Below are 22,512 nucleotides of genomic sequence, written 5' to 3'. Positions count from 1 at the left end.
CGCTCCGCTAGGGGCGCGCTAACGCCTGGAGCGGAGGTCGACCTGCGGGCCGTGGCGGGGCGCCGCAGGAGTCATTGGGGCGGACGTACGCAGGTCCGCAGACGAAGAGGTCGGGAGCAATTCAGCTCTCGTCGGGCTTGGGGCCCTCGTCGATGGGCACCCAGCCGTCCTCGGTCTGGATCAGATCGAGGTGGTCCAGCTCTTCCGGCAGGTCCGGCGGCGTGATGCCTCTCGCTCGCATCGCGGCGCGGTAGTCCTGGAGGTCGTGGACGGTCTGGCTGGTATACATGTCCATCTTCCCGACCCAGTCCTCCTGGGCAGCCCGCTGCTTGGGGTCGCGGATGAGGGTCAGGGCGCGCCGGTACTCGTCCGCCGTCTTCGTGGCGAGCAGGACGTTCCGCACGCCTTGGGCGTGGCGGCGGAGCTGGTCGTAGCGCTCTTCAAGAGTGTCTTCTTCTGGCTCGGTGCCCAGTGGCAGTTCACCGCTGACCCATTCCAGCGCCTCGTCCGTCGGCATGTCCCGGCCGGGCAGCAGTTCGACGGAGCTGACCTGTCCAGCGGGGACCAGCAGGGCGACCGGCGGCACGTCCAGCACCTTGGCGAGTACCAGGAGCTCGGTCAGGTCGATGCCGGACCGACGACCGTTCTCCAGGTTGGCGATCACGCTGCGCGGCATGCGGTGCCCGAGGGCCGCACAGGCGTCAGCGACCTCCTGGGCGGTCATCCCGCGTTCTTCCCGGAGGCGTCGGACCGTGTCGGCTACGCGGCCGGTCAGCCGCGCCTGCCAGTCGATCTGCGTCATAGGTACAGGCATACCTTGCCGTCACCGCTCATGGCAAGACATGGATCGCGAGATATTGACACGCGACAGCACATTCGATGTTCTGAATCGACACACGAATCACTCTTGACTGTGTCGTTCCGCATGTGGATGCTCTAGCGAGTACCTACGTCGGCGATCTTCGGGAGGGCTACCGGAACAGCAGCCGCGGAACGGAGTCGGCCCCCGGTGTTAGCGCACCGAGGGCCGTAGGGCTCCCTGATGACCACCCATCAAGACGATCAACCGGAGCGCGGGCCTGCCAGGGCCGGATGCGCTCCGGGAAGGGATTCCATGTCCCAGCCTACGGTCCCGCCTCGCGGGCCGTCGACAGACCAGCCGCACGGCGCCGCTCCGGCGAACGTCCCGACATCGTTCAACGACGGGCTCGGAGAACCGCCGTACGACCTCGACGCCGAGCGGGCGGTCCTGGGCGCCTGCATGCGAGGCGGCACGGCGGTCGAAGACGTCCGGAACGTGCTGGCGGCCGGAGATTTCTACCGCCCTGCCCACGAGACGATCTGGCGCGCGATCCTGGCCCTGCACGCGGAAAACGCGCCGACCGACCCCGTCATCGTTGCCGACCGTCTCCGGAGCAACGACGACCTCACCCGGGTCGGTGGTGCCTCCTACCTGCACGCTCTCGTCGCCAGCGCCTCGACCGCCCACGCCGACCGCTACGCCGCGATCGTCTGCCGGCAGGCTGCCCTCCGCGCCCTGCAGACCACAGGGATCCGTACCGTCCAGCGCGCCTTGACCCCGGGTGCGGACCCCGACGAGATCCGCAGCGCCGTCGAGGCCGACCTCCGCGACGAACGCGAACGCGCCATCGCCTCGGGTAGCAGCCGCCTGTCGCGCTACGCCGTCAACGGCTGGGACTTCGTCACCAAGACCGGCGCCGACAAGGAACCCCTGTGGGGCACCCGGGAGCAGACCGCCTGGGCAGCCGGGGAAAGCCTGATGATCGTCGGCGCACCCGGCGTCGGAAAGACGACCCTCGCCCACCAGGTCGTCCTCGCCCGGATCGGCGTCCAGGGTGGAACCCTCGGCATGCCGGTCGCCGAAGGCGAACGCGTGCTGTACCTGGCCATGGACCGACCGCAGCAGATCGCCCGTGCCATGGCCCGGAGCATCACCGCGTACGACGAAGCCCGCCTCCGCGAGCGCCTCGTCGTATGGCAAGGCCCGCTCCCGGCCGGCCTCGACAAGGAGCCGAACCTCCTCGCCGAACTGGCGGCGGCCCATCGCGCGGACAGCATCGTCATCGACAGCCTGAAAGACGCAGTCAGCACCCTCGTCGACGACACCCTCGCCATCGCCTACAACAACGCCCGCAACCACGCCCTCCGCGAGGGCTTCCAGATCATGGAACTCCACCACCAGCGCAAGGCCACCGCCGACGCACCGCGCGGTCAACGCCCCACGCTGGACCGGGTGTACGGCTCCACCTGGCTCACCTCCGGGGCGGGCAGCGTCCTGTTCATCTCCGGCGAGGCGGGCGACCCCGCCGTCACCATCCACCACCTCAAGACCGTGACCGGCGAGATCGGCCCGCTCAACGTCGTCCATGACCACACCCGCGGCACCACCCACGTCGAGGACACCCTCGACCCCGTCGTCCTGCTCCAAGCCGCCGCCGAGGGCCTCACCGTCAAAGAGCTGGCCGCCGTCCTCACCGGAGAGGCCAAACCAGGACCGGGTGCCATCGAGAAGGCCCGTCGCCACCTCGACGGCCTGGTCAGGGCCGGGCTCGCCGTCCGGGACGGCGGCGCCGCCGGAGGCACCGGAGGCGGTCAGAAGGCCCGCTACCGGGCATCCAGCCGCCACATCGCACCCAGCGGCCCTCAGTCGACCGCCGACTTCGCAGGTCAGCCCGTGGTTGCGCTCGCAGTGGCCGCAGGCCGCGCAGCCCCGTCGGAGACCGACGCGACAGCGTCGGCTGACCGAGTCCAACGATCACGGGAGCGTTCACGCGCACCCGTCGGTGGTGGCCTCCCCCGTCCCGTTCCCACATCTCACGCGGTGCCGACAAACCGCAGGTAGAGCGATCACGCGACCGTTCACGGCGTTCACACGGCGGAGCGTTCACGCGCGAGCCCCCCTTTAGAAGGGGGCTCGCGTGAACGCCCCCGCGTGTATGCCCCCGACGAGCGCACCGCCCCTCGGCCAGGCCCGCCGTGAACTCCCCCGCGCTCGGCCTCATGCCCCGGCACGCGACCATTCAGGAGGACCAGCACCTGTGACGCCCGCCCGAACCGTCCAGCCCGCCAAGACCATGACGTACTGGGACCGCGCCGCCATCGCCGTCCTCGCGCTGGCCGGCTTCACGCTGTCGTACGACGCTCTGCGACAGACCGCCGAGGCGATCCACGTCCGGCACGTCCTGACATACGTCTTCCCGCTGATCATCGACGGGTTCATCGCCTACGGGATACGGGCGCTGCTCGTGCTGCGGACCGCTCCCTTCAGTGCCCGCGCCTACGCATGGGCCCTCTTCCTGGCCTCCACGACCGCCAGCGTCTGGGCCAACACGCTGCACGCCGTCCGACTCAACGAGCAGACCCCCGCCGGATCGGGACTCCGTCTCGGCGACACGGCTGTCGGCGCGCTGTCGATGATCGCCCCGCTGGCCTTGGCGGGAGCGGTCCATCTCGGCATTCTCATCGCTCGGCACGCGGCTGACGGGGACTCCGTCACACCGAATCGCCCCGAGGTCGAAGTCGGGCAGCCGGGTGGCCCGGTCGGTGGTCCGAGGCAGAGCACTCCGAAGAACGCCGATCGCGTCAGCCAGCCCAATGCCACGGCAAGGACCAGGACGGACCGCGAACCGACCGCTCGGCGCGGGCGGACCGGCCGCCCTCCGGGAGCGACCATGGAACAGCTCCTGGCCGCCGCGCGTCCCGCGGTCGAGAGGGAAGGTCTCACCGTCGCCGTGGTTAAGGACGCGGTCCGCGCAGCCGGCCTTCCGGTGGGCAGCGCGCGTTTCACCCAGCTCATGAACCGGCTGCGCACTGAGCAAGCCGAAAGCCACTCACAACGGGGCCGGACCCACCCCACCGTGGAATGAACGGACCCTCCAGCACGCGGAGGGAGCGTCGGAAGGGAACAGCGGCCTTCTGCGCCGGGACCGCCCTTGGCGGAAGTCCGGCGAAAGGGGCCGCCGACTTCCGCCAACGTGCCTACTCGGCTCCTCACCAGGTTCGCCGATGTCGCCTCGTCCCCTGTCCTCCAGCACCGCCATCAGCCGAAGGAGCAGAAAAGCTATGCCCCGCAGCCGGTCCCTCACCGAACTCCCTGACGAAGACCCCGGAGGGCTGGGGCAGTCTCGTAGTCTGAAGGGCCGCTTGCGGCGGGCGTTCGGCGAGACGGACCCGGACGGAGCAAGCTGGAGCAAAGTCCACATCGCCGGAGGCGACGCGGACTTTGCGCTTGACCCCGCCCCGGCGGGCGCGGACCCGGACGGTGCCCAGCGGGGCACTGTCGGGGAAGGGGAGGCCGAGCGCGGCCTCTTCCCCGGGCAGGACCACGACGCCGGGCAGCCCTCGCGTTTCGCGCCGACCGTGTCGTCCGATGCCTTCGTCCACCGCCGCATCGCAGCGCTCGATGTCCCTCGGCTGCCGGTGGACACGGACAAACTCGTTGCCAGCCGTCGGCCGTTGAGCGAGATCCTGTACCGGCCGCGAAGCGGTACCAAGCGCGACATCCAGTTGACCGCCTCCGCGGAGCGGTCCGAGCGGGAGTTCATCGACCGCGCTGCCAGGGCGGCGAGGCGGTCGCGGTCGGCGTTCCTGATGGACTCCGCCCTGACCTTCGCTCACGCCTACCTGCCCGGCCAGCGGCCCGACGACATTCCCGCGCTGCCCTCGCCCCAGGCCCTTCAGGACCTGACTCTGCTGTCCGGGCAGCTGCTCCGCGAGATCCACCGCGTCGGGGTGAACCTCAACCAGATCGCCCGCGCGGTCAACGCCGGCGCCTGGCCCGACCCTACCGACGACGTTCTGGCCGAAGTCCACGCCTTGGCTCGCGCCAACCGCCTCGCCCTCGAACACGTCATAACCGGGTGCCGGGGGTGCCGGCATGGTGCCTGACGTCTCCACCGGCTCCCGCACTCGCGGCCTGCTGTCCTACCTCTACGGGCCCGGACGACGCGACGAGCACACCGACCCCCACATCGTCGCCGCCTTCGCCATGCCCGGCCTCCCCGACCCTGGCCGCGCACCCCTCGACCAGCACCACGCCCTGCTCACCGAGCTGGCCGACTACCTCGACCAGCCCGTCCGGGTTCGGGAACAGCGCACCGGGAAGAAGGTGCCGCAGCACGTCTGGCACTGCCCGGTGCGCACCGCGCCCGGCGATCGCTATCTGACGGACGAGGAATGGGCGCAGGTCGCCCGCAGGGTCGTGCACGCTACCGGCATCGCGCCCGACGGTGACGACGCCGGGTGCCGGTGGATCGCGGTGCGCCACGCCGAGGACCACATCCACATCATGGCCACCAGCGTCCGCGAAGACGGCCGTCGACCGCGTATCAACCGCGACGGCCAACGCGCCCAGGCCGAGTGCCGAAAGATCGAGGCCGAACTCGGCCTGCGGCGCCTGAAGTCTGGCGACTTCACCGCAGCACCGACGCCCACCAGCGCTGAGCAGGCCAAAGCCCAGCGCGCGGGCAACGCCGAGACAGCTCGGCAGTGGCTGCGCGACCAGGCGTACGCGGCAGCCGCCGCCGCGCGCGACGAGACCGAGTTTTTCTCCACGCTCAGCGCGCTCGGCATCAGCATCAAGTACCGGCTGGGTCCGCAGACAGGCGACGTCACCGGCTACAGCCTCGCCACACCCGACGACACCAACGCTCAAGGTGAGCCCGTTTACTTCGGCGGCTCCGCCTTGGCCCCGGACCTGTCCATCAACCGCTTGCGCGAACGCCTCACCACCCACAACTCCACCGACCAGCCCATCGCCGGCGCTGCTGCGCCAGATCCCTGGCATCAGGCCGACACTATCCTGCGGGACTTCCGCAGCAGCCTCCTCGGCCAGGACGCCAACGGCGGCCGGGAGCAGGACCATCTGGTCCAAGCCCAGGCGGCAGCATTCAGCGAACTCCTCCACAACGCCGCCGCCACCGCACCCGCCCGAGCACGGGCCGAACTACGCGCAGCCGCTACCGCGTTCAACCGGGCCAACCGTTCCGCCACCCGCGCACAGCACGAGAGTGCCGCCGCACTGCGCACCGCTGCCAAGGAACTGCTTCACACCCTGGGCTCGGACCAGGACGGCAAAGCGGTCGCAGGACTGCTGTCCACCGCCGTGCTCACGCTCATCGCCTTGGCCCGATGGCAAGAAACCCGAGGACTCCAGCAGCAGGCCGCCGCAGCCCACCAGACCCTCATCCACCTGCAGACCGCCTACCGACAGGCCGCTGAACCTGTCCTGAGCGACCTCACGTCACGCACCCCCAGCGCTCAGGCCACTCAGCGCTACGCCACCGACCTACGCGCTGCCGTCCCCGACCACGCCGCCCGCATCCTGACCGACCCCGCCTGGGCCGCCCTGGCCACCACTCTCGCCAAAGCCGAAAGCGCCGGCCAAAGCCCTCGCCGCGTCCTCGCCCAGATCACCCGAGAGCGCGAACTCGACACCGCCGACCACCCCGCCGAAGTCCTCAACTGGCGCATCCACCACCACACCACCGAACGCCACGCCGCCCGCATCCGAGCCGCCACCGCGCGCCCCCACGCACGCACCGCCACCGGTATCGCCCGGCCGACGGACCCGCTCGCAACGACGGCACCAACGGTGCCGGTCAACCCGACAGTCGAGCCGCATCAGCACCAGCAACGGAGGCAATGAGGCAGCCGCCCGCTGAAGGTCAGCTCTGCTGTTCGATGGCCTCGAAGATGTCGGAGTTGGTCTCCCTCTGCCACTCGGGCTGGTCCGCCCAGTCGGCGACATAGGCAGGCTTCGGGTCGGGGAAGTGCTTATAGATCTGGGCAATCCAGCACAGCGACACGAACCGCCCCTTCTGCTCCCGGGTGAGCCGGGACGCCCGGCCACCGCTGACCGTCAGGAACTCCGCCACTTGGCGGAAGACCACCGTGGCGGCGTCGCGTTCCCAGTCCGGGGTCTCCTCCCAGGGGGCCACGTACCCGGGCTTCGGCTCACCCGGGAAGTGGCTGTGGACACCCTGGATCCAGGCGTCCCGGAAGATGCGGCCCTGGTCGGTCATGCTGTTTCCCTTCGACGCGCTCATGCGGCGATCAGCGACGAGATACGGTCGTTGAAGTCTGTGACTCGTTTGTCGGGCAGGAAGGGCGCAAGGTGCCCGCGAAGCCCCTCAAGCTTCCTCCCGATGTATCCCGAGGATGTGCGCTCGGCCAGTTCCACGGCAGCTGTTCCGTACGACAGCAGTCGGTCGATGTCGCGGCGCCGTGCACCAATGACGGCCAAGTCGGTCAGGACGCTTCCCTGTCGGCGCATCGAGAGCTGGCGCCCGAGGGCGTTTATCAGTGCCGCTTCGGCAAGGTCCAGGCGCCCCAACGTCACGTAGCAGCTGCCCCGTTCCTCATCCAGGCGTGAGCCGTCGAAGCGGAGCCAGCCGCCCGGCGAGGGGTCGTTGAGGCGGTGCACCTCCTGCGCCTGGTCCAGGGCGCGGTTGCAGGCATCCAAGTCCCCCAGTCCGGCGTAGACCTGGGCCTGGACCGCGGCCACCCAGTAGCGCGTGGAGAGGTGGCTGTCGCCCTTCCTCGCCAGGAGGCCGGCGGCGTCGAGCATCGGAGCGGTCTCGCGGAAACGGCGCTCGTAGACGCCGATGAAGGAGTGCCTGGTGAGGGAGGCCGCCCAGAGATCGGCGTTCCCCGCCTCCTTGCTCGCGCTTGCCGCGAGCGCGTAGCACTCCGCCGCCTCCGTGTACCGGTTGCCGTCGAAGAAGATCTCCCCGGCGAGCTGGAAGAGGTTGCCGGCCTGACCGCACAACTCCCGGTGGCGGCCTTCCCGGTGGGCGTGCCCCAAGAGGCGGGTCAAGTCCGAGATCTGGTCGCGCACCAGCGGGTACACGGTCTGCTTCGCGCGGGCGAGGCTATAGACCTGCCAAAGATGGGAGGTCATGACCTGGACCTCGGCCGCGTCTTCGATGGAAGCGCGGTCCGCGTCGCCCGGTGACAGCGCGACGAGCGCCCCGGTGAGGCTCACCAGCCGTAGAAACTCACGCCGAATCATGTCGTCCAGATACCCCGCTTCCGCATGTGCCCCGAGAGCTTCTGCGGAGACAGCCCTCGCCGGGACTGGTGCCGGCCTGTCGTCTTCCGGCGACAGCAGTGCCTCGATCTCGGCGGCGCTGGACTTCAGGGCCTTGGCCAGCCGAGGACGCAGGTAGGGCTGGGGTTCCGTCTCGCCGCGTTCCCAGCGTCCAATCGTCACACGATCCACGCCGAGGACTTCCGCGAGGCGTTCCTGACTGTAGCCGAGGGTCTTGCGGCGCCTGGCCAGCTCTCGTCGTGCATCCATGCCCTCCCCCTTCTTGCCGCACCGCTTCGTCCCAGGTCAAGGGAGGTGATGCATCGCACGTGCATCAGGGCTGCGTCACATCTGCTCTGTTCCAGGAGCAGCGGCTCCGCTTGCCTGGAGGCCTCGCTGCGGCGGGACGGGATTGCGCGTTCCGCCGCTGCACTTACCGTACCGCTGCCGTGATCGTCCGGTCGCTCAGTGTTCCCAATCGACCGGCTCGTTCCCGGCAGCCGCCCCTCTCTACACCTGGACAGGAGGTGTGACCGATGGCTCCTGACCCTGATGACGCCCCCAGCAGACTGGACCTGGCCTGCGAGCCCTCCTCGATCCGCAACGCCCGCCGCCACACGCAGGACGTCCTGGAACGCTGGGCAGTGCCCACGGAAGTCCTGGACGACGCCCTCCTCATCGTGTCCGAGCTCGCCACCAACGCCGTCCGCCACACCGTCCCGCCGAGCCCGCCTGCCGTTCAAGGTGGCGGGCAACCCAACCGCCAGCGGTACTCGTTGGCACTTTGGACCACCGACTCCCGGCTGTACATCGCGGTGCTGGACCAGAACCCGGCACCGCCCATGCTGCGCGAGGCCCCCGCCTACGCCGAGACCGGGCGCGGGCTCTGGCTCGTATCCACCCTCACCGCCGGCCGCTGGGGATACGAGCGGACCCCGGAAGGGCCGGGCAAACAGGTATGGGCCGCCCTGGAACTGCCCGCTCCCGTAGCCACGACCTGTCCACAGCCTGTGGACCCGCCCGGCAGCGACGCGAAGGCTACGTGCCGTACGCCACACCAACCGCGACCACACGCGGGAGTGGTGAGCACGTGAGCAGAACCGCCTTCCCGCTCGCAGCCCGCTTCCGGACGTACCGCCGGGAAGCGGCCGTCCGCACACTGACCAGTCTCCCCCGGAACCCGCGGTTCGGGGCACGTCGAATGCCTCCCGCTGCGGGCATGTCCAGCGGGACTGCGCACTGCCAGAGCCGCACCCACGTCACCACGCACGACTTGCGTACGAAGAAGGAGACCGCGATCGACGAGCAGGACGCCAACCAGGTCCCGCAGACTGCGCGAGCGACGGAGCAGCCGCAACCCTGGAGCACGCCGGGAAAGTGGACGATCACCACCGAAGTCGGATCAGTCACGTCCGGCTATCTGCCCGAGTGGGCGGAGGACGACCCGAGCGAGGCCGGCGTGCCGCTCGACCAGTTGCCGCTTCGGCTCGGCGGTATCAACCACCGGAACTTCTTCGAGGGGCCGCTGGTGCTGCTGACCGCGACGGGCGGCGGGGACGACGCGGAGGAGGACGCGGTCTTCGCGGGAAGCATCGACTGCAACCCCTACGACCCCGACGACCGCCTGCGTGTACCTGTCGTGAACATCCAGGTCAGCCCTGACCACTGGATCCTCGGCCTCGACCCGCAGGAACTCGCCGACATCGCCTCGAAGCTGCGCGCCCAGGCCGACGTGCTCCACGACGAGGTCCTGCCCACACTCATCGCGGCCCGCGAGGACTGGTCCTCCCACCACCCGGAGCACACGATAACCCCATCCGGCCCGCCGTCAGCCCTGCCAGAGGTAGAGGTCACCGCACGCCCCTCATCGCCGTCCCACTCCGTCCCCCACACCGACCACCCCGAGGGGGGCTGAGATGGCCGCTCGCCGCCGAACCCGGCCGAGCAGGCTCCACCAGGAGCCCGAGGCGGTCACCTGGGCACGCGTGAAGGCCGGCCTGACCAAGCGGGCACTCGCCGACATGATCGGCATCAGCGAGCAACTGATGGGCGAGATCGAATCCGGCTGGCGCAACGCCACCCCAGCCAACCTGATCAAGATCGCTGCGGCACTGAACTGCCCCGTCGTTGTGGTCGAGCGTAAACGCACGACGGCCGACGTATGAGAACGGATTCGGGCGGCAGGGCTCCGGCGGAGCGCTATCAGCGCCACGGACGCGAGAATCAGCAGGGTGACAGGCCATTTCAGGGCGGCGATGAACTCCAGAACACTCACGCTGGCATCCTGCCGCAGTGGTCCTGCCTCGCGCAGGGGGACAGTCAGGATGCTCGACTGCGGCTACGTGGGAGTGGCGTCCCTGGCCGCCGCGCTGCGCGCGGCAGTCCCTCCCGGTGCTCGTCGCGATAGTCCCGCCGGGAGTTCACTCGGGTTCGGCTGCGGGACCGTTCCACTCGAGGTAGTCGCGGCCGCTATCTTCCCAGGACCGGTCTTCCCTCAGCTGCATTGCGGCCTCTGCAGCGACGGCAGTCAGGGCAGACTCGATCACGAAGTGGCGACACCACTGGTAGTCGTCAATACCGAGGCTCTTATGCCTGCCATCTACGTAGAAGGTGACTCTCGCGCCCCAATCTCGGTGGATACGTGGCGTCAACGTCTCGAAGCGCGCGTATCTTGCGTATTCGATTCCAAGGCTCATGACCTGAAGTGCCTTGCGTAGTGGCGGAATGGCCGCCCTGAGTGCCCCGACCTGATCTTTGAGCACGACCATCGGCTCTTTCCACGTCTCCCGGGACGACCCCGAGTATCGCAGGGGATGGAAGTGCGGTAGGTCCTTTCCGAACCGGAACGGTGAGCTGCTTCCTGGTCCATGAGCCGGGCCGACACAGTGGTCAAGGAGCTGGCCGAATGCCAGGCTGAGGCCCGCCAGAGCCATAGGGAGGTCCCCGAGGTTCGCGTGTGTCTGAGCGTCGCGAAGCGTCTGCGCGACAGGGTCGATGGTGACGAGGTCGACCATGTCGATCCTGTCGAAGTCAACGTCGAAGATCGCGGGAACGACGACGCGGAAGAAGTCGACGACGGTAACGCGAGCCTGCTCGATCGCCTGCGCTGACGGAAAGATGCCGCTGTGCTTGAGCGCCACGCGGTTGTCGTTGAGGCGCTTCATGTTTGCTTTACCTGGCAGTTCGTACTTCGGCTTCATGGTCTCCCAGTAGCCGAGGAACGTCGTGCCTGGCTTCACGTCGACGTCAAGGTGCTCCCCAGCGACGCCCAGCAAATTTTCCACAGCATCGTGAAACGACAGCAGGGCACTGGCCGACAGGGGGCTTGGGCGACGGCTGTGCTCGATGCCCTCTTGGTAGAGGTATCGGACGTATGCGAGGCGCTGGATCGTCAGGGGTGTGAGGGTGGTTGCCACGTTAACTCTCCGGTGATGCGGTGAGGTTGGCATTATCGGCGCGGCGCGACAGCTTCCGCAGCCGCATTTCGGTACGCGTGGCCGACTGCTCCCAGGTCCGGCGCCGAAGATCAGGACAGGCGCCCTGTCGTCGCAGATCGGAGCGCTAGGAGCGGGTTTCGCCCTCTGGGTGGTTGGACCGGCAGGGTTTCGCGACGGCCGCTTGCGGCTGCTGGGCTTCGGCTTGGCCCTGCCGGTCGTTCCGTGTCCGGGCATGGGTCTGTCCCCCAGTGGCGGCCGGGGGGCAGACCCTGCGGATTAGTGAGCTTCTTCGAGGTGGCCACCGATCGGGTGACGGCTGTCAGCCGCAACGGGCGAAGCCCCCCGGCTGTTGATCGAGATGTCTGACGTCTCAATCATGCTGCTCGAGGCCCTCGTTGGCCGTCTACCCTGCCGCACTCGACCTGCCACATGCGCTCGTCGAGTGGGTGACCATGCTGATCGTCACCCGCGAGGGTGACCGGCGCTACAACCTCCGCCCGTCGCAGCGCGCGATGGCGGCGCTGATCTATCTGCGCGAGCACATCACCCTGGCGGGATCGCTGCAGGGTTCGGGATCAGCGAGGCCACCGCCTACACCAGCACGGCCATCGCTCTGTTCGCCGAACGGGCACCGGGCCTCCTGAAGGTCCTGCGCGAGACAGACCCCGAGTTCGTCCTGCTCGACGGCACCCTCGCCGAATGCGACCGGGTCGGCGACGGACGGACCGACTACTCGGCCAAGCACCGACGCCACGCGGTGAACGTGCAGGTGGTCACCGATTCGGCCGGCCGGCTGCTGGGGATCTCACCCGCGCTGCCGGGTCGAGCCCACGACCTGACCGCCGCCCGAACCCACCGCATCATCCGCATCCGCGAACGCCAAGGGGTGCCCTCCTGGCCTACCAGGGCGCCGGCCCCTGGCTGACCACCGGCATTAGACGTAGACCCCTGCAGGAAGTCACCCCCACCGAGAACACCCTCAACCGCGCCCTGGCCGCAGCACGGGCACCCGTCGAACACGGCATCGCACGGCTGAAGTCCTGGTAGATCTTCCGCAGATCCCGCATCGGCCCCACCCGCATGACGTCAATCGCCAAAGCCGTCCTCACCCTGGAGAGGCAACGCTGAAAACGCTCACTGCGCCCTACGCCAGCCCCCGGGGAGCAGGCCGGGCCGTCTCGCATGGTGAAGGAGTAGCCCATCGAGGCCCCTGAACTACACCCTGCCGAGCTTCTATGACAAACCAGTATCAGGCAGGCGAGTCCCGGCTGTAATGTGCGGCGCCATGTCAACCTGGATAGACCCCGTGAACGCCATCGCAGCTGTGGCCAGCGCGATCGCGGCCGGCGCCGCGTACAAGGCAACTCGGCAAGCAAACGCTACCGCCGACACGGTCGCACGTATCGAGCGCGCCCGCCACATTGGCGAACTGACGCCGCAGTTCAAGTTCAACTTCTCAAACGTCACGGCTGACTCGGCGAGCTTTCATGTCCTACTGGAGGGCCCCGACAACCTTGGCCACCTAGACGAACTGCGCATATCGATCCGCGATGACGACATGCTCCACCAGGAGCGCCCTGGCCACGGCGGCGCGACGCAACTGGAGCTGGACAACTTCGTGTGGGGGCCCTTCCGGTTTCGGCCTCGGGTCGATACGTCAGATGAGCACGGGCGCGGGGTGGGGCCGTTCCCGCTGGAGGTCGGCGCCGGGCGACCACTGGTGTTGGATCGCACACGGCCCGGCCCCTGGATGGGCAGCCGTTCCCAGGAATTGTGGCAGCGCCAGTATGAGGCATTCTCCATTCGCCTGGTGTTGCACTGTCGGCGCGGCGAGTATCAATGGCGGCTCGAGCGGCATCTGCCACAGCCGCAGGTCACTCCGAACTCCGCAGAATGACAGAAGCTTCTAGACTGCCCGGTGGCCGACTTAGGGAGCCCAGCAGTGGAATGTGCAGGTGCTTCTTAGTGACGCCGGCCTCATCATTCTGCTGCTCCCTCAGATGGAGCTTGGTTGGGGCCTTGGATCGAGCGCCTAGCCGCTATGGTCCTACCAGAGGACTGATGGGGCGCCCAGCCCCTCTTGGGCAAAATAGGCGTTGACGAAAGATAGGTGGGCTGGTGGCTATGACAGGGACGGCACGCGTGTGGATATCGGTTGCAACTGCATTGACCGGCGTAGCGACCGTCGGGCTGACCCTGCTCGCTGCTTTCGCGGACCCCAACACGACAGAGCAGACAGTAGGGGTGGTGGGTGCGGTCGTCGGGATGGTCAGCTTGCTGGTGTCTGTGATCGCCCTGTTCCGCAGTACTGGTGGCGGGTCTACAAGTGGACGTCGGGTGCGCGGCGGACGGGGATCGGTAGTGGCCGGCGGCAATATTAGTGGCTCCGCGATCGGGAGCAACTCAAAGGTGACCGGTCCCCGCACCACGCCGAATGGTATTGCAGCGAGGCGGAACGCGGATGATGTGCGAGCCGGTAGAGACGGGATCGCGGCCGGCGGTGACATTACGGACAGTGCCATCGGGGATGGTAGCGAACGGTGAAGCTGCTCGAGTGGATTCGACGCAAGGGCAAGATCGGCTCTTCAGGGAGAGAATCAGTTCCGGTTGAAGTCGTGCGGACGGTGTCCGCCGGTCCGGGTGCGGTCGTGGCTGGCGGAGCAATCATCGGTTCTGCGATCGGTGATCACAACAGCGTCACTTACGTTGCGGCGCAGTACGTGACCGACGGGGGCGCAACGCGGGGAGCGGTCCGATCAGGCTTCGATCAGGCGCTGTCGACCTTGCCACCTGTGCTCCGTGAGGAAGCGCGACAGTTGTGTGATAGCTGGCCTGACGTTTCGGTCGTCGTGAATCAGCTTCCGATAGGCAGGAGTTCGCGCAAGAACATTATGGAGCAATGGGCCGATCACCGGCCACCTTGGCTCGCCAGCGCACCCGTCCACGCGCTTCCTTGGCTGGCTCAACTGGCGTCGGCGTACGGTGCTCACACCGCCTCGTTCTCCTTCTATGACAAGGCGGTACGCGAGGGCGGATACCCTCGTGACCTCTTGGTCGTACGGGCTGCGTTGCAGTCGGACACACTGACCGCAGGCAGCGCAAGTTCCTACCTGGCTGCGCATCAAGACCTCCACTCACCGCTGGTCGACGCCTTGCAGTCCGCCCTCGACGGCGACCGGCCCGCAGCTCTGATCCATCTCGCCCGGTGGACAGCTCCCGATGACAGCGCGCAGGCTGTGCAGCTTCTTCTGAGGACGGAAGCACTCGTAGGGCAGAACTTGACCGACCAGGCCCTGCCAGCTCTGCGTGAGGCAGATGTCGCACGCTTTCCCCAGCTTGGACTTGCGCTGACGCAGGCTCTGCTGCAGCGCGCATCGCGCCGCGCTGCACGCCGCAAGCTCGCCGATGCCCAGGAGGCACTGGCTGTCGCGCTACGGGTACGTAACGCGCGCCGGGAATGGTTCGGTGACAGCGCGGCGGCGGTCGTCCTGGGAATTCGGGCAGCGCTGTTCAGCCAAGACCTTTCAGCCGCATGGGCTCTCTCGCAGCCGGCTCCAGAAGGTGACGCCAACGCTCAGGAAGCGGAAGATCCTCGGGTGCAGGAGGAAAGTGCCCTGATCGCGGCGCTGACGGGCCGCGAACACCGGGCGCGTGAACTCCTGGACGTGGTGGTAAATCCGTTCGCCAAAGCGCAGGTGCTGGCTGTACTCGAGGAACGTCGTGCCGACAGTGACAACGAGAACGAGCTGGTAGCCGATGCCTGGCAACGCGCATGGGATGCGGCACAGCCGGGGCCCGAACAGCTCATGGCAGCAATGGGGCTGGTGGAGTCCGGGCGGAATCTGCCGGAGATCGTTCACTTGAAGGACGACTATCCTGACGCGGTAGCGGATCTGGAGATGTTCGCCCGTGCTGTAAGCGGCACGGCGGGCGGCGACCTGTCGATTCTGCGTGCCAACGCGAACCAGAGTCCGATCACCGCCCTGAAACTGGCGCAGCACTATCAAAAACTCGGCGATCTCGATCGGGCTGCGACCACCCTCCGCGAAGCCGCGACACAGTGGCGCGATGCGCAGCTAATGGCAATGGCAGCTCGCGCCTACCAACAGGCCAGAGATTACGGCAAGTCCAAAGAGTGCGCTGAGATCGCTCTACGGATCGCTGGCCCGCACTGGGCAGCGCAAGGCTCGATGTTTGAACTGCTCGTTGAGACGGAATCCTCCGCAGGGAACTGGGAGCGGGCTACAGACGCGGCCATCGTACTCCTGGGACTGGATCCGCATAATCTCGACGCGCGCTGGGCCCTCGTGAAGTGCTACATCACACGGGCCCAGCCCGACGAAGCGTGGCGGACGCTCACCGAACTCGGGGAAGCAGCTGCACCACGGCGCCAGGGTGAAGCCATTCTATGGGTCCAGTTGGGCGCACGTTACTCTGCTGATCCGCAGTTCGTCGGGCGAGCGCTGGAGCTGATGCAAAACTGGCCACAGGATGAAGAACTGCTGGGGCGTTTCCTCGGAGTCCTTCACTGGCGCAGTACTACGAAGCAGCCCATGACTGCAGAGTCGGCCGAGCTGCTGCATGAAGCAAGCTCAGACTACCGGGAGCGTTTCCCTGACAGTGTCTACTTCCGCGCCCTAGAATCCACCGATCCGCAAGCAATGCTCGAGGAAATCGGCGAGAGCCTGCGGCGGGATCACGAGGACCAGGACCGTCGTGAGCTCCGAGAGCGGATCAATCGGGGACAGCTTCCCGTGGGGATGCTGGCCTCGATGAGCGGCAAGTCATACGCCGAGGTGTGTGTGCGGCTAACTGCAGGGTTGCCAGGCTTGTTCGCCGCCGACCCGACTGCAACCGCACTGGAAGCAGGAGCGATCCAGGCCGCGCTAACTCGACGGGTGGTCGTAGATACGAGTGTGGCGGTGTCTCTCGCCCTGTTGAACCCGGACGCCGCAGAAAGGCTTATCGGCTCCTGCCAGAGCATCGTGACGACAGACCAGATCGTCGGAGATGCTTTCGATGCCCTCGATTCTCTCACACTCCGGTCGAATACCACACTGGTCTGGAACGAGGAAGAATCACGGGTCGCAGTTCACGTGGCTCCCGATGACCAGGTGAGTGCCTTTCGTCGCATCCTCGAACGTGCCACTGACATCGTGCGACCATTGCCGCGAGTGGCCCGACCGGAACTGCGTGCCCTGCCGGAGCTGTCTGTCGACCGCGGCACGGAGGCTTGGCTGACGGCCTTGGATCTCGCCAAGGAGTTCGGCTTGGTGTTGTGGTGTGACGACCGCGCTCTACGCACGCTCGCCCGGTCGGCGGGAGTTCCTGCGTTCGGAACGCTCGCTCTAATCGACGCGTCCCAGCGCGAGGAAACCATGACACCGCAGGAGGCAACGGCCCTGAAGGCGGAACTCCTTCGGCATTTGTACATGGACATCCCCTTCTCCAGCGACGTGTACGGTTTCGCAGCGCAGGCCGACGGCTGGCGCGCGCGCGGGGTAGCCGCCGCGATCGCACGGCCAGCAGCCTGGACCGATGCGCGGGCCGTGGTGCGGTTGACCCTTGATGCAGTTGCACAGATCATCGGTTCTGAGCCGGACCATGCTTCGGCATGGCTGACAGCTGCTTACACGGGCCTTTGGCGGGCAACGTTGCCCTCCCACAGATCCAGCAACCTGCAAAAGCTTTCCCTCCAAGCCCTCACACAGCCCTGGGTCTCTGCCTCGTCCCTGCCCTTCCTCCTAGCAGGTCTGCGCAACGGCGCAGCGGAGGTTCAAAGCGGTGACGGTCCTCTGATGGCAGCCGTGGCTCGCTATTACGGAGCGCTAGTTCAGCAAATAGGTCACCCCGGGGCGGGAACAGCACTGATGAGCTTGTTCAGTCATGCGGCCGAAGCAGACAAGTCAGCGGCTGCACGCATCGTGCTCACCCACCGCGACGAATAGCTGAAATACTCGCCGCGGGGACTGACCGGCCGCTCATCAGGAACAGCACCTTGTCTGTACAGCAGCGAAGTACAGCAACCGGTCCGGCCGACAGCGACCGCCAACAACCTGCGCATCAGGTCTGACCTGCGTAGATGACCTCAGCGATCGCCCCGCCGAGAATTCGGGACGAAGAGGCCGTGGGTTCAAATCCCGCCACCCCGACTCCAAAGCAGCAGGTCAGGGCCCCGATCCTTCCGAGGATCGGGGCCCTGAGCCGTTCCCGGGGGCGTTTTGGGAGCCGTTTGGGAGCCAACCTTCACATCCGGCTCCCGGGGCGGGAGCGGCCCGGCTCGGCGGAGCGCCTGAGACGGCCCTCACGACGGCGCTACGGTCGCCTCCACGGATTGCCGACCCGGGGGGGACGCCACATGCAGGAAAGTTCAGCGGAACAGGGTCCGGAGGCGGTGCCGACGTCCGGACCTCTCATCGCCGGCGAAGTATCGCTGCCCGAGCTTATGGCCCGGCTCCAGCAGGACCGCCCGGCCTTCCACTCCGAAGGGGACCTCCAGCACAGCTTCGCGCGCATGCTCTGGAAACTGGCGCCCAAGATCGAGCCCAGATTGGAGGTACGCCAGAACGCGCCAGACGCTGCCGGCGCCGAATACCTCGACCTGCTCTGCATCGGTCCCACAGCCCGGACGGCCATCGAGTTCAAGTACTTCACAACGCAGTGGACCGGAACGGCTGGACTGCCCCCCGAGGAGTACGCGCTGAAGTCGCACGCCGCCGCCGACCTGGCCCGACTGGGCTTCGTCTCTGACATCGCCCGACTGGAGCGCTTCGGTAACCCGGACCAGAACGGCCTGGCCCTCCTCATCACCAACGAAGCCGGCCTGTGGACACCGCCGAAACAGAGCAGCACCCGGGACCGCGACTTCCGCATCCACGAAGGACAGAAGCTCTCGGGCCAACTCCTCTGGGGCGGTTGCGACTACCCGCGCAACGCGCGCAACCTGCGCGGCTCCTACTCGCTCAACTGGCAGCCGTACTCACTGCAAGACGGCCTCCGGGGAGACTTCCGCTACCTCGCCGTCTCCGTACCTCCAGAGCCCGTACCAGCTCTCACGACCCAGCCATAAGTGCCCGAGAGCTGTCCCGTGAGCATCTTCGGGCCAGCCTGCACCGTCGAACGGAGAACCCCAGTGATCACTTACGCTGGCCCACTGAGCGGTGGCGCAACCCCGATGAGTGCCTACGATGAGCAGGTATGGGACACGCTCAACGAGCACTGGGAACGCCGCAACAACGGGTCTGCCGCACGACCGAGTGACGTCTTGACCTGCGCCAGACCCTACAGGTGGTCGAGAGGTTCGGCGGCGTACGTGCCGTCGCCAAGCGGGGCATCGGTCAGCTCGAATCGTTGGGACAGGCTGCCGACCCGGCGGGTGACGACACTGCCGGGTGCCCGGGTGGTCTCGTAGTACAGAGGGGTGCCGTCGGCGCCGGTGGTGCCCAGCAGACAGAAGCGGCGCAGCACGCGGGGAGATGTCGGGGTGATCCGACGGCACCGGTAGAGCCAGCCGGCTGCGGCGGCGAGACCGGTGACGACCAGACCGACTGCAGTCGGAATCAGGAACTTGTCGAAGAGCGCGGACACGGCGGCATCACTCCTGCGAGGCGGTTAAGGCACGCCACTGTGACGGGCCGCGCCAACCATGCGGCAGACGGTGGTTAGCCGCGCAACCCCCGTTCATCTTGCACTCCGTCCGGGAAGTTGGGTGCGGTCGGCGGATCGTCGTACAGCACCCTCGGTACGTCAGCGTCGGCCGCCCAGCTTGGATGCACAGCGAACGCGGACGGCGCCTCCTCGTCCCAAGGGGAGCGGGATGTGGTGGCGTCGTAGTGGGCGAGGGCGGCGCGGAAGACGGGTAGTTCCTCACCGGACATCTCGTAGGCCGATGCCTGCCGCCATCCGTCCTGCGGGCCGCCGCCGTAGACCACGGTGACTGGTCCCTCGGTACCTTCGGGCCACCAGCCTTGCTTGTAGCCGCGCTTGAGCGCGTAGGTCAGTGCCACGGCGGGGCCGCGCAGACCGCGCGGGAATGTCTCGCGCAGCACGGCGGCCTCCAGATGGCCGTCGGACTCTACGACTAGGCGAACGAACAGACGGGCGTCCTCATTGAGTGTGTTCAGGAAGACCATCGCCCTGTCGACGTCCCATGCGGTGTCAACGGAGACGGCCAGTTCGTCTCGATGCTCGGTGAGCAGGTCGAGCAGTTTGCGCTCGAACTCCTCGCTCGCGCCCTCAATGGTGATCCGCACAAGAACCTTCCGCAGCACTCTATGTGGTCTCTATCGATCGCTATACAGCGTTGCGGACTGGGGTCTGAGCTGTCTATAGCAATGACGTAGCGGTCTACAGATCGCCAGCTCTTGGGGGGCGAGGGCATGCCGGACTCGGCAGGGCTGGGTTCGATGGCAAACGACTGGGTTCGATGTCAACGGACAGCATCCCAGCGAGGGCAGTCGCACATTCCGGCTTTCTCCCAGGGCCAGGGTCAACGGTTCCGTTCCTGAGGCTTCCTCATGGCGCCGGATTCGCGTCGGCTGCGGCACCGTCGGACCGGACCCCCTTGCACGCGTCCCACCATTGGTGTGCTCGGCGCGGATCCTCGTGCTCGCGCCCTTAGGGCCGGAGTGCTGCCGCGCTCTCCCGCAACTGCGCGTGCAGTCCGCGATGGGTCTCACGCGCAGGCAGCCACGCCTTGCGGATCTTCGCCACGCAGGTGTAGTTGGTGTCGCAGACATTGGCCAGTGGTGACTCGACGGCCTGGGTGGCGAACTGGTACGCGTCCAGTTCGCTGAACCCGTAGTCGCGCACCAGCCAGCGCACCATGTCGAGCTGGGAGATCCGGAACGCGTCCTCCAGCGGGCGCGCCGAGTCGGTCGAAATGATGTGCGTGTCCGACTCGATGCGCGGCCACGAGGTGGCGAGGCCCCTGAGCAGTTCGACGATCACCACGGTGTTCATCGCGCACTCGACCGCCACCCCGCAGGTCTCCCCCTCACCCTGCCGGGCATGCCCGTCGCCGAGGCTGAGCAGCACCCCCTCGACGTTCACCCCGAGGTAGCAGGTGACGCCCGCCCGCATCTCGGGCGTGTCCATGTTGCCACCGTGCGCGTCCGGCACCAGCGCCGAGCGCACCTCCAGGTTGGCCGGGGCCACCCCCACCGTGCCGTGCATCGGATCCATGGGCAGCTCAGCCTCGAAGTCACTGTCGTGCGCCCGGAACAGCGCCGTGCGCCGCGCCCGGTCCAGCTGCCAGATCCACACGGTCTCCGGCAGCGGGGGCTGCAGGCTCGCCGTGGTGTGGGTCGAGGTGAGCGCCCCGAACAGCGGGACCGTGGTGGACGCCGCCCAGTCCCGCGCGGGCTCGATCGACACGAAGTGCACGGCGACCGTGTCGCCCGGCTCCGCCCCCTCGACGTGGAAGGGGCCGGTCTGCGGGTTGAGGAACGGGAACTCGCACACCTCGGACACCAGGTCCGTCTCGGACCTCACCCGCCCGGCGAAGCAGTCCTCCGTGTACAGGTCGAGAACCGTGCCGGGCTCGATACGCGCCACGGGCGGTGCACCGCCGAACGTCCACGCGTACTCGCCCGGTTGGGGCCGAACGGTCAGGATCCGGGGATCGCTCATCGCTGCACTGCTCCATTCTGGCTGTGCCTGTGGATGCCCTAAGGGGCGTACCGGTGCTCCTGGCCGGAGTGGAGGCCATTCTGCATTCGGCAGTCCAGCGTGGCGATGGACCGGCCGGACTCCTGGCCCTCTAACGACGCAGCGCGACCGCGCAAAACCTGCTCAGCCCCGCTGACCCTCTCCGCCAGGAAGAGCGCCAGCGGGCCGGCAGGCAGCAGGAACCTGCCCTGCGTAGCGGCGTGCAAAGCCTCGACCATGGGCCACCAGGCGAGTTTGAAGTCCTTCTCGGTCGGACTGAGTTCTTGCTGCCCACAGGTCAGATCGCGGGCTTCGTAGAGGTGAATGCGGGCGGGTGAGGCGAGGGTAGGGCGTACGAGCCGAGCGGACGCCACACTTCCGCCCTGATTCCGGCCTCTTCTCGCAGTTCCCTTCGCGCGCACTCCTCGGGGCTCTCGCCGGGTTCCCTCCTGCCGCCGGGGAGGACCAGGTAGTCGCCTCCATGGTCCGAGAAGTGGGCGCTGAGGAGAGCCACAAGGCCCTTGTCATCACGAGCTACCACGACGGAAGCGTCTCGGATCGGTCCGCGGTCGGCTCGGGTGTTGCTGGTGTCGGCTCCCATATCGGCCGAGGCTAACGGCCATCAGCGCGCATCGCTGCCATCATCTTCGAGTGCCTGGAATACCCGCCGCGCTACGGGCTCCGGCACCGCGTCGGCTCCCAGCGCCACGACCACAGGAAGCCCCCACCGCCACCGCCGACGAGGGCGTGCCCCCATCGGATGGCTGGACCGGCCAAGGAACGGACCCATCACGCCGTGCACGCCATGGACTTCGGGACCTGGCCCGACCTGTTCGTCGTGGACGTCGAGGGCAACGGCGCCAGCCCACCGGACCTCATCGAGGTCGCCGCCCTGCCCATCCGCGACGGCCGGCCTGACACCTCCACCGCCGGCGCGTGGCTGATCCGGCCGCCCCGGCCGGTGACCCCGCGCGCCGCCCACGTCCACGGCCTGACCAACGACCGGCTCTCCGCCGCGCCGCAGTGGCGGGCGGTCTCCGGCGAAGTCCACGCCATGCTCAGCACGGCATGGATCTGCGCGCACAACGCCCACACCGACTACCGCGTACTGTCCGCCCATCTTCCCGAGTGGCAGCCCGCCGGTGTCCTGGACACCCTCCGCCTTGCCAAGGCCACCCACCCCGGTCTATCCGGCTACAGCCTCGACGCCCTCACCACCCACCTCGCACCCGACCTGACCGCCGCCCCCGCAACCGGTCGGCACCGCGCCACCTACGACGCCTGCGCCACCGCTCAACTCCTCATCACCATGGCCGCCCACTACGAAACCTGGGACCAACTGATCAGCGCAGCCGTCCCGCCCGCCCTGCCAGGAGC

Annotated in this window: 19 protein-coding genes and 1 pseudogene; 12 read left to right on the top strand and 8 right to left on the bottom strand. The window is 67.6% G+C overall.

Going from position 1 to position 22,512, the window contains the following annotated elements:
- Positions 1 to 121: 121 nt before the first annotated feature.
- On the bottom strand, positions 122 to 802 hold the full coding sequence (locus V7E46_RS17805) for a helix-turn-helix domain-containing protein (RefSeq protein WP_333769318.1): 681 nt from the start codon (positions 800 to 802) through the stop codon (positions 122 to 124).
- A 312-nt stretch (positions 803 to 1,114) separates the two neighbouring features.
- Here V7E46_RS17805 and V7E46_RS17800 point away from each other — a divergent pair, with 312 nt between their 5' ends.
- The 4 genes from V7E46_RS17800 to V7E46_RS17785 all read left to right on the top strand — a co-directional run bounded on the left by V7E46_RS17800 (position 1,115) and on the right by V7E46_RS17785 (position 6,667).
- Positions 1,115 to 2,863, top strand: a complete 1,749-nt coding sequence (locus V7E46_RS17800; RefSeq protein ID WP_333769317.1) for a DnaB-like helicase N-terminal domain-containing protein — start codon at positions 1,115 to 1,117, stop codon at positions 2,861 to 2,863.
- Positions 2,864 to 3,059: 196 nt separating this feature from the next.
- Positions 3,060 to 3,887, top strand: coding sequence for a DUF2637 domain-containing protein (locus tag V7E46_RS17795; RefSeq protein WP_333769316.1), 828 nt, complete (start codon positions 3,060 to 3,062; stop codon positions 3,885 to 3,887).
- A gap of 196 nt (positions 3,888 to 4,083) precedes the next feature.
- A complete protein-coding gene (gene mobC, locus V7E46_RS17790) occupies positions 4,084 to 4,908 on the top strand; it encodes a plasmid mobilization relaxosome protein MobC (protein WP_333769315.1) in 825 nt (274 codons plus the stop codon).
- Positions 4,898 to 6,667: a relaxase/mobilization nuclease domain-containing protein gene (locus V7E46_RS17785; protein ID WP_333769314.1), complete on the top strand. Its 1,770-nt coding sequence runs from the start codon at positions 4,898 to 4,900 to the stop codon at positions 6,665 to 6,667. The genes mobC and V7E46_RS17785 overlap by 11 nt, the downstream gene beginning before the upstream one ends.
- A 19-nt stretch (positions 6,668 to 6,686) precedes the next feature.
- On the opposite strand, the gene V7E46_RS17780 is transcribed toward V7E46_RS17785, so the two are convergent.
- Together V7E46_RS17780 and V7E46_RS17775 are read right to left on the bottom strand one after the other, a co-directional pair.
- Positions 6,687 to 7,043, bottom strand: coding sequence for a hypothetical protein (locus V7E46_RS17780; protein ID WP_333769313.1), 357 nt, complete (start codon positions 7,041 to 7,043; stop codon positions 6,687 to 6,689).
- A gap of 20 nt (positions 7,044 to 7,063) precedes the next feature.
- Positions 7,064 to 8,320, bottom strand: coding sequence for a helix-turn-helix transcriptional regulator (locus V7E46_RS17775; protein WP_333769312.1), 1,257 nt, complete (start codon positions 8,318 to 8,320; stop codon positions 7,064 to 7,066).
- Between the two features lie 266 nt (positions 8,321 to 8,586).
- Between V7E46_RS17775 and V7E46_RS17770 the strand changes: the two genes are divergently transcribed.
- The 3 genes from V7E46_RS17770 to V7E46_RS17760 all read left to right on the top strand — a co-directional run bounded on the left by V7E46_RS17770 (position 8,587) and on the right by V7E46_RS17760 (position 10,215).
- A complete protein-coding gene (locus V7E46_RS17770; RefSeq protein ID WP_333769311.1) occupies positions 8,587 to 9,144 on the top strand; it encodes an ATP-binding protein in 558 nt (185 codons plus the stop codon).
- 125 nt (positions 9,145 to 9,269) lie between these two features.
- Positions 9,270 to 9,965, top strand: a complete 696-nt coding sequence (locus V7E46_RS17765) for a DUF6907 domain-containing protein (protein ID WP_333769310.1) — start codon at positions 9,270 to 9,272, stop codon at positions 9,963 to 9,965.
- Position 9,966: 1 nt separating this feature from the next.
- Positions 9,967 to 10,215 carry a helix-turn-helix transcriptional regulator gene (locus V7E46_RS17760; RefSeq protein WP_333769308.1) on the top strand — a complete coding sequence of 83 codons (249 nt, stop codon included), beginning with the start codon at positions 9,967 to 9,969 and terminating at the stop codon, positions 10,213 to 10,215.
- Positions 10,216 to 10,470: 255 nt separating this feature from the next.
- On the opposite strand, the gene V7E46_RS17755 is transcribed toward V7E46_RS17760, so the two are convergent.
- Entirely contained in the window at positions 10,471 to 11,466 is a 996-nt protein-coding gene (locus V7E46_RS17755; protein ID WP_333769307.1) for a hypothetical protein, read from the bottom strand.
- Between the two features lie 416 nt (positions 11,467 to 11,882).
- On the opposite strand from V7E46_RS17755, the pseudogene V7E46_RS17750 reads away from it, so the two are divergent.
- The 4 genes and pseudogenes from V7E46_RS17750 to V7E46_RS17735 all read left to right on the top strand — a co-directional run bounded on the left by V7E46_RS17750 (position 11,883) and on the right by V7E46_RS17735 (position 18,556).
- Positions 11,883 to 12,615: pseudogene (locus tag V7E46_RS17750) on the top strand (transposase family protein).
- Positions 12,616 to 12,793: 178 nt separating this feature from the next.
- Positions 12,794 to 13,384, top strand: a complete 591-nt coding sequence (locus V7E46_RS17745; RefSeq protein ID WP_333769306.1) for a hypothetical protein — start codon at positions 12,794 to 12,796, stop codon at positions 13,382 to 13,384.
- Positions 13,385 to 14,027: 643 nt separating this feature from the next.
- A complete protein-coding gene (locus V7E46_RS17740) occupies positions 14,028 to 17,435 on the top strand; it encodes a PIN domain-containing protein (protein WP_333769305.1) in 3,408 nt (1,135 codons plus the stop codon).
- Between the two features lie 410 nt (positions 17,436 to 17,845).
- A complete protein-coding gene (locus V7E46_RS17735) occupies positions 17,846 to 18,556 on the top strand; it encodes a hypothetical protein (protein ID WP_333769304.1) in 711 nt (236 codons plus the stop codon).
- A 212-nt stretch (positions 18,557 to 18,768) separates the two neighbouring features.
- On the opposite strand, the gene V7E46_RS17730 is transcribed toward V7E46_RS17735, so the two are convergent.
- The 4 genes from V7E46_RS17730 to V7E46_RS17715 all read right to left on the bottom strand — a co-directional run bounded on the left by V7E46_RS17730 (position 18,769) and on the right by V7E46_RS17715 (position 21,736).
- Positions 18,769 to 19,074 (bottom strand): hypothetical protein, encoded by a 306-nt coding sequence (locus V7E46_RS17730; RefSeq protein WP_333769303.1) that lies wholly within the window; start codon positions 19,072 to 19,074, stop codon positions 18,769 to 18,771.
- A 74-nt stretch (positions 19,075 to 19,148) separates the two neighbouring features.
- Entirely contained in the window at positions 19,149 to 19,739 is a 591-nt protein-coding gene (locus V7E46_RS17725) for a hypothetical protein (RefSeq protein ID WP_333769302.1), read from the bottom strand.
- 364 nt (positions 19,740 to 20,103) lie between these two features.
- The gene (locus tag V7E46_RS17720) at positions 20,104 to 21,117 is read right to left on the bottom strand and encodes an acetamidase/formamidase family protein (protein WP_333769301.1); all 1,014 of its coding nucleotides are present in this window, start codon (positions 21,115 to 21,117) and stop codon (positions 20,104 to 20,106) included.
- Between the two features lie 316 nt (positions 21,118 to 21,433).
- A complete protein-coding gene (locus V7E46_RS17715; protein ID WP_333769300.1) occupies positions 21,434 to 21,736 on the bottom strand; it encodes an NUDIX hydrolase in 303 nt (100 codons plus the stop codon).
- A gap of 159 nt (positions 21,737 to 21,895) precedes the next feature.
- On the opposite strand from V7E46_RS17715, the gene V7E46_RS17710 reads away from it, so the two are divergent.
- Positions 21,896 to 22,512, top strand: a 617-nt coding sequence (locus V7E46_RS17710) for a 3'-5' exonuclease (protein WP_333769299.1), incomplete at its 3' end; no start/stop codon positions are given.

It is taken from the genome of Streptomyces sp. IBSBF 2435 (genome assembly GCF_036815005.1).
In the GTDB taxonomy this organism is placed as follows: domain Bacteria; phylum Actinomycetota; class Actinomycetes; order Streptomycetales; family Streptomycetaceae; genus Actinacidiphila.
Note: the sequence above shows the minus strand (reverse complement) of the source record. Positions and strands in the feature narration are given on the sequence as shown.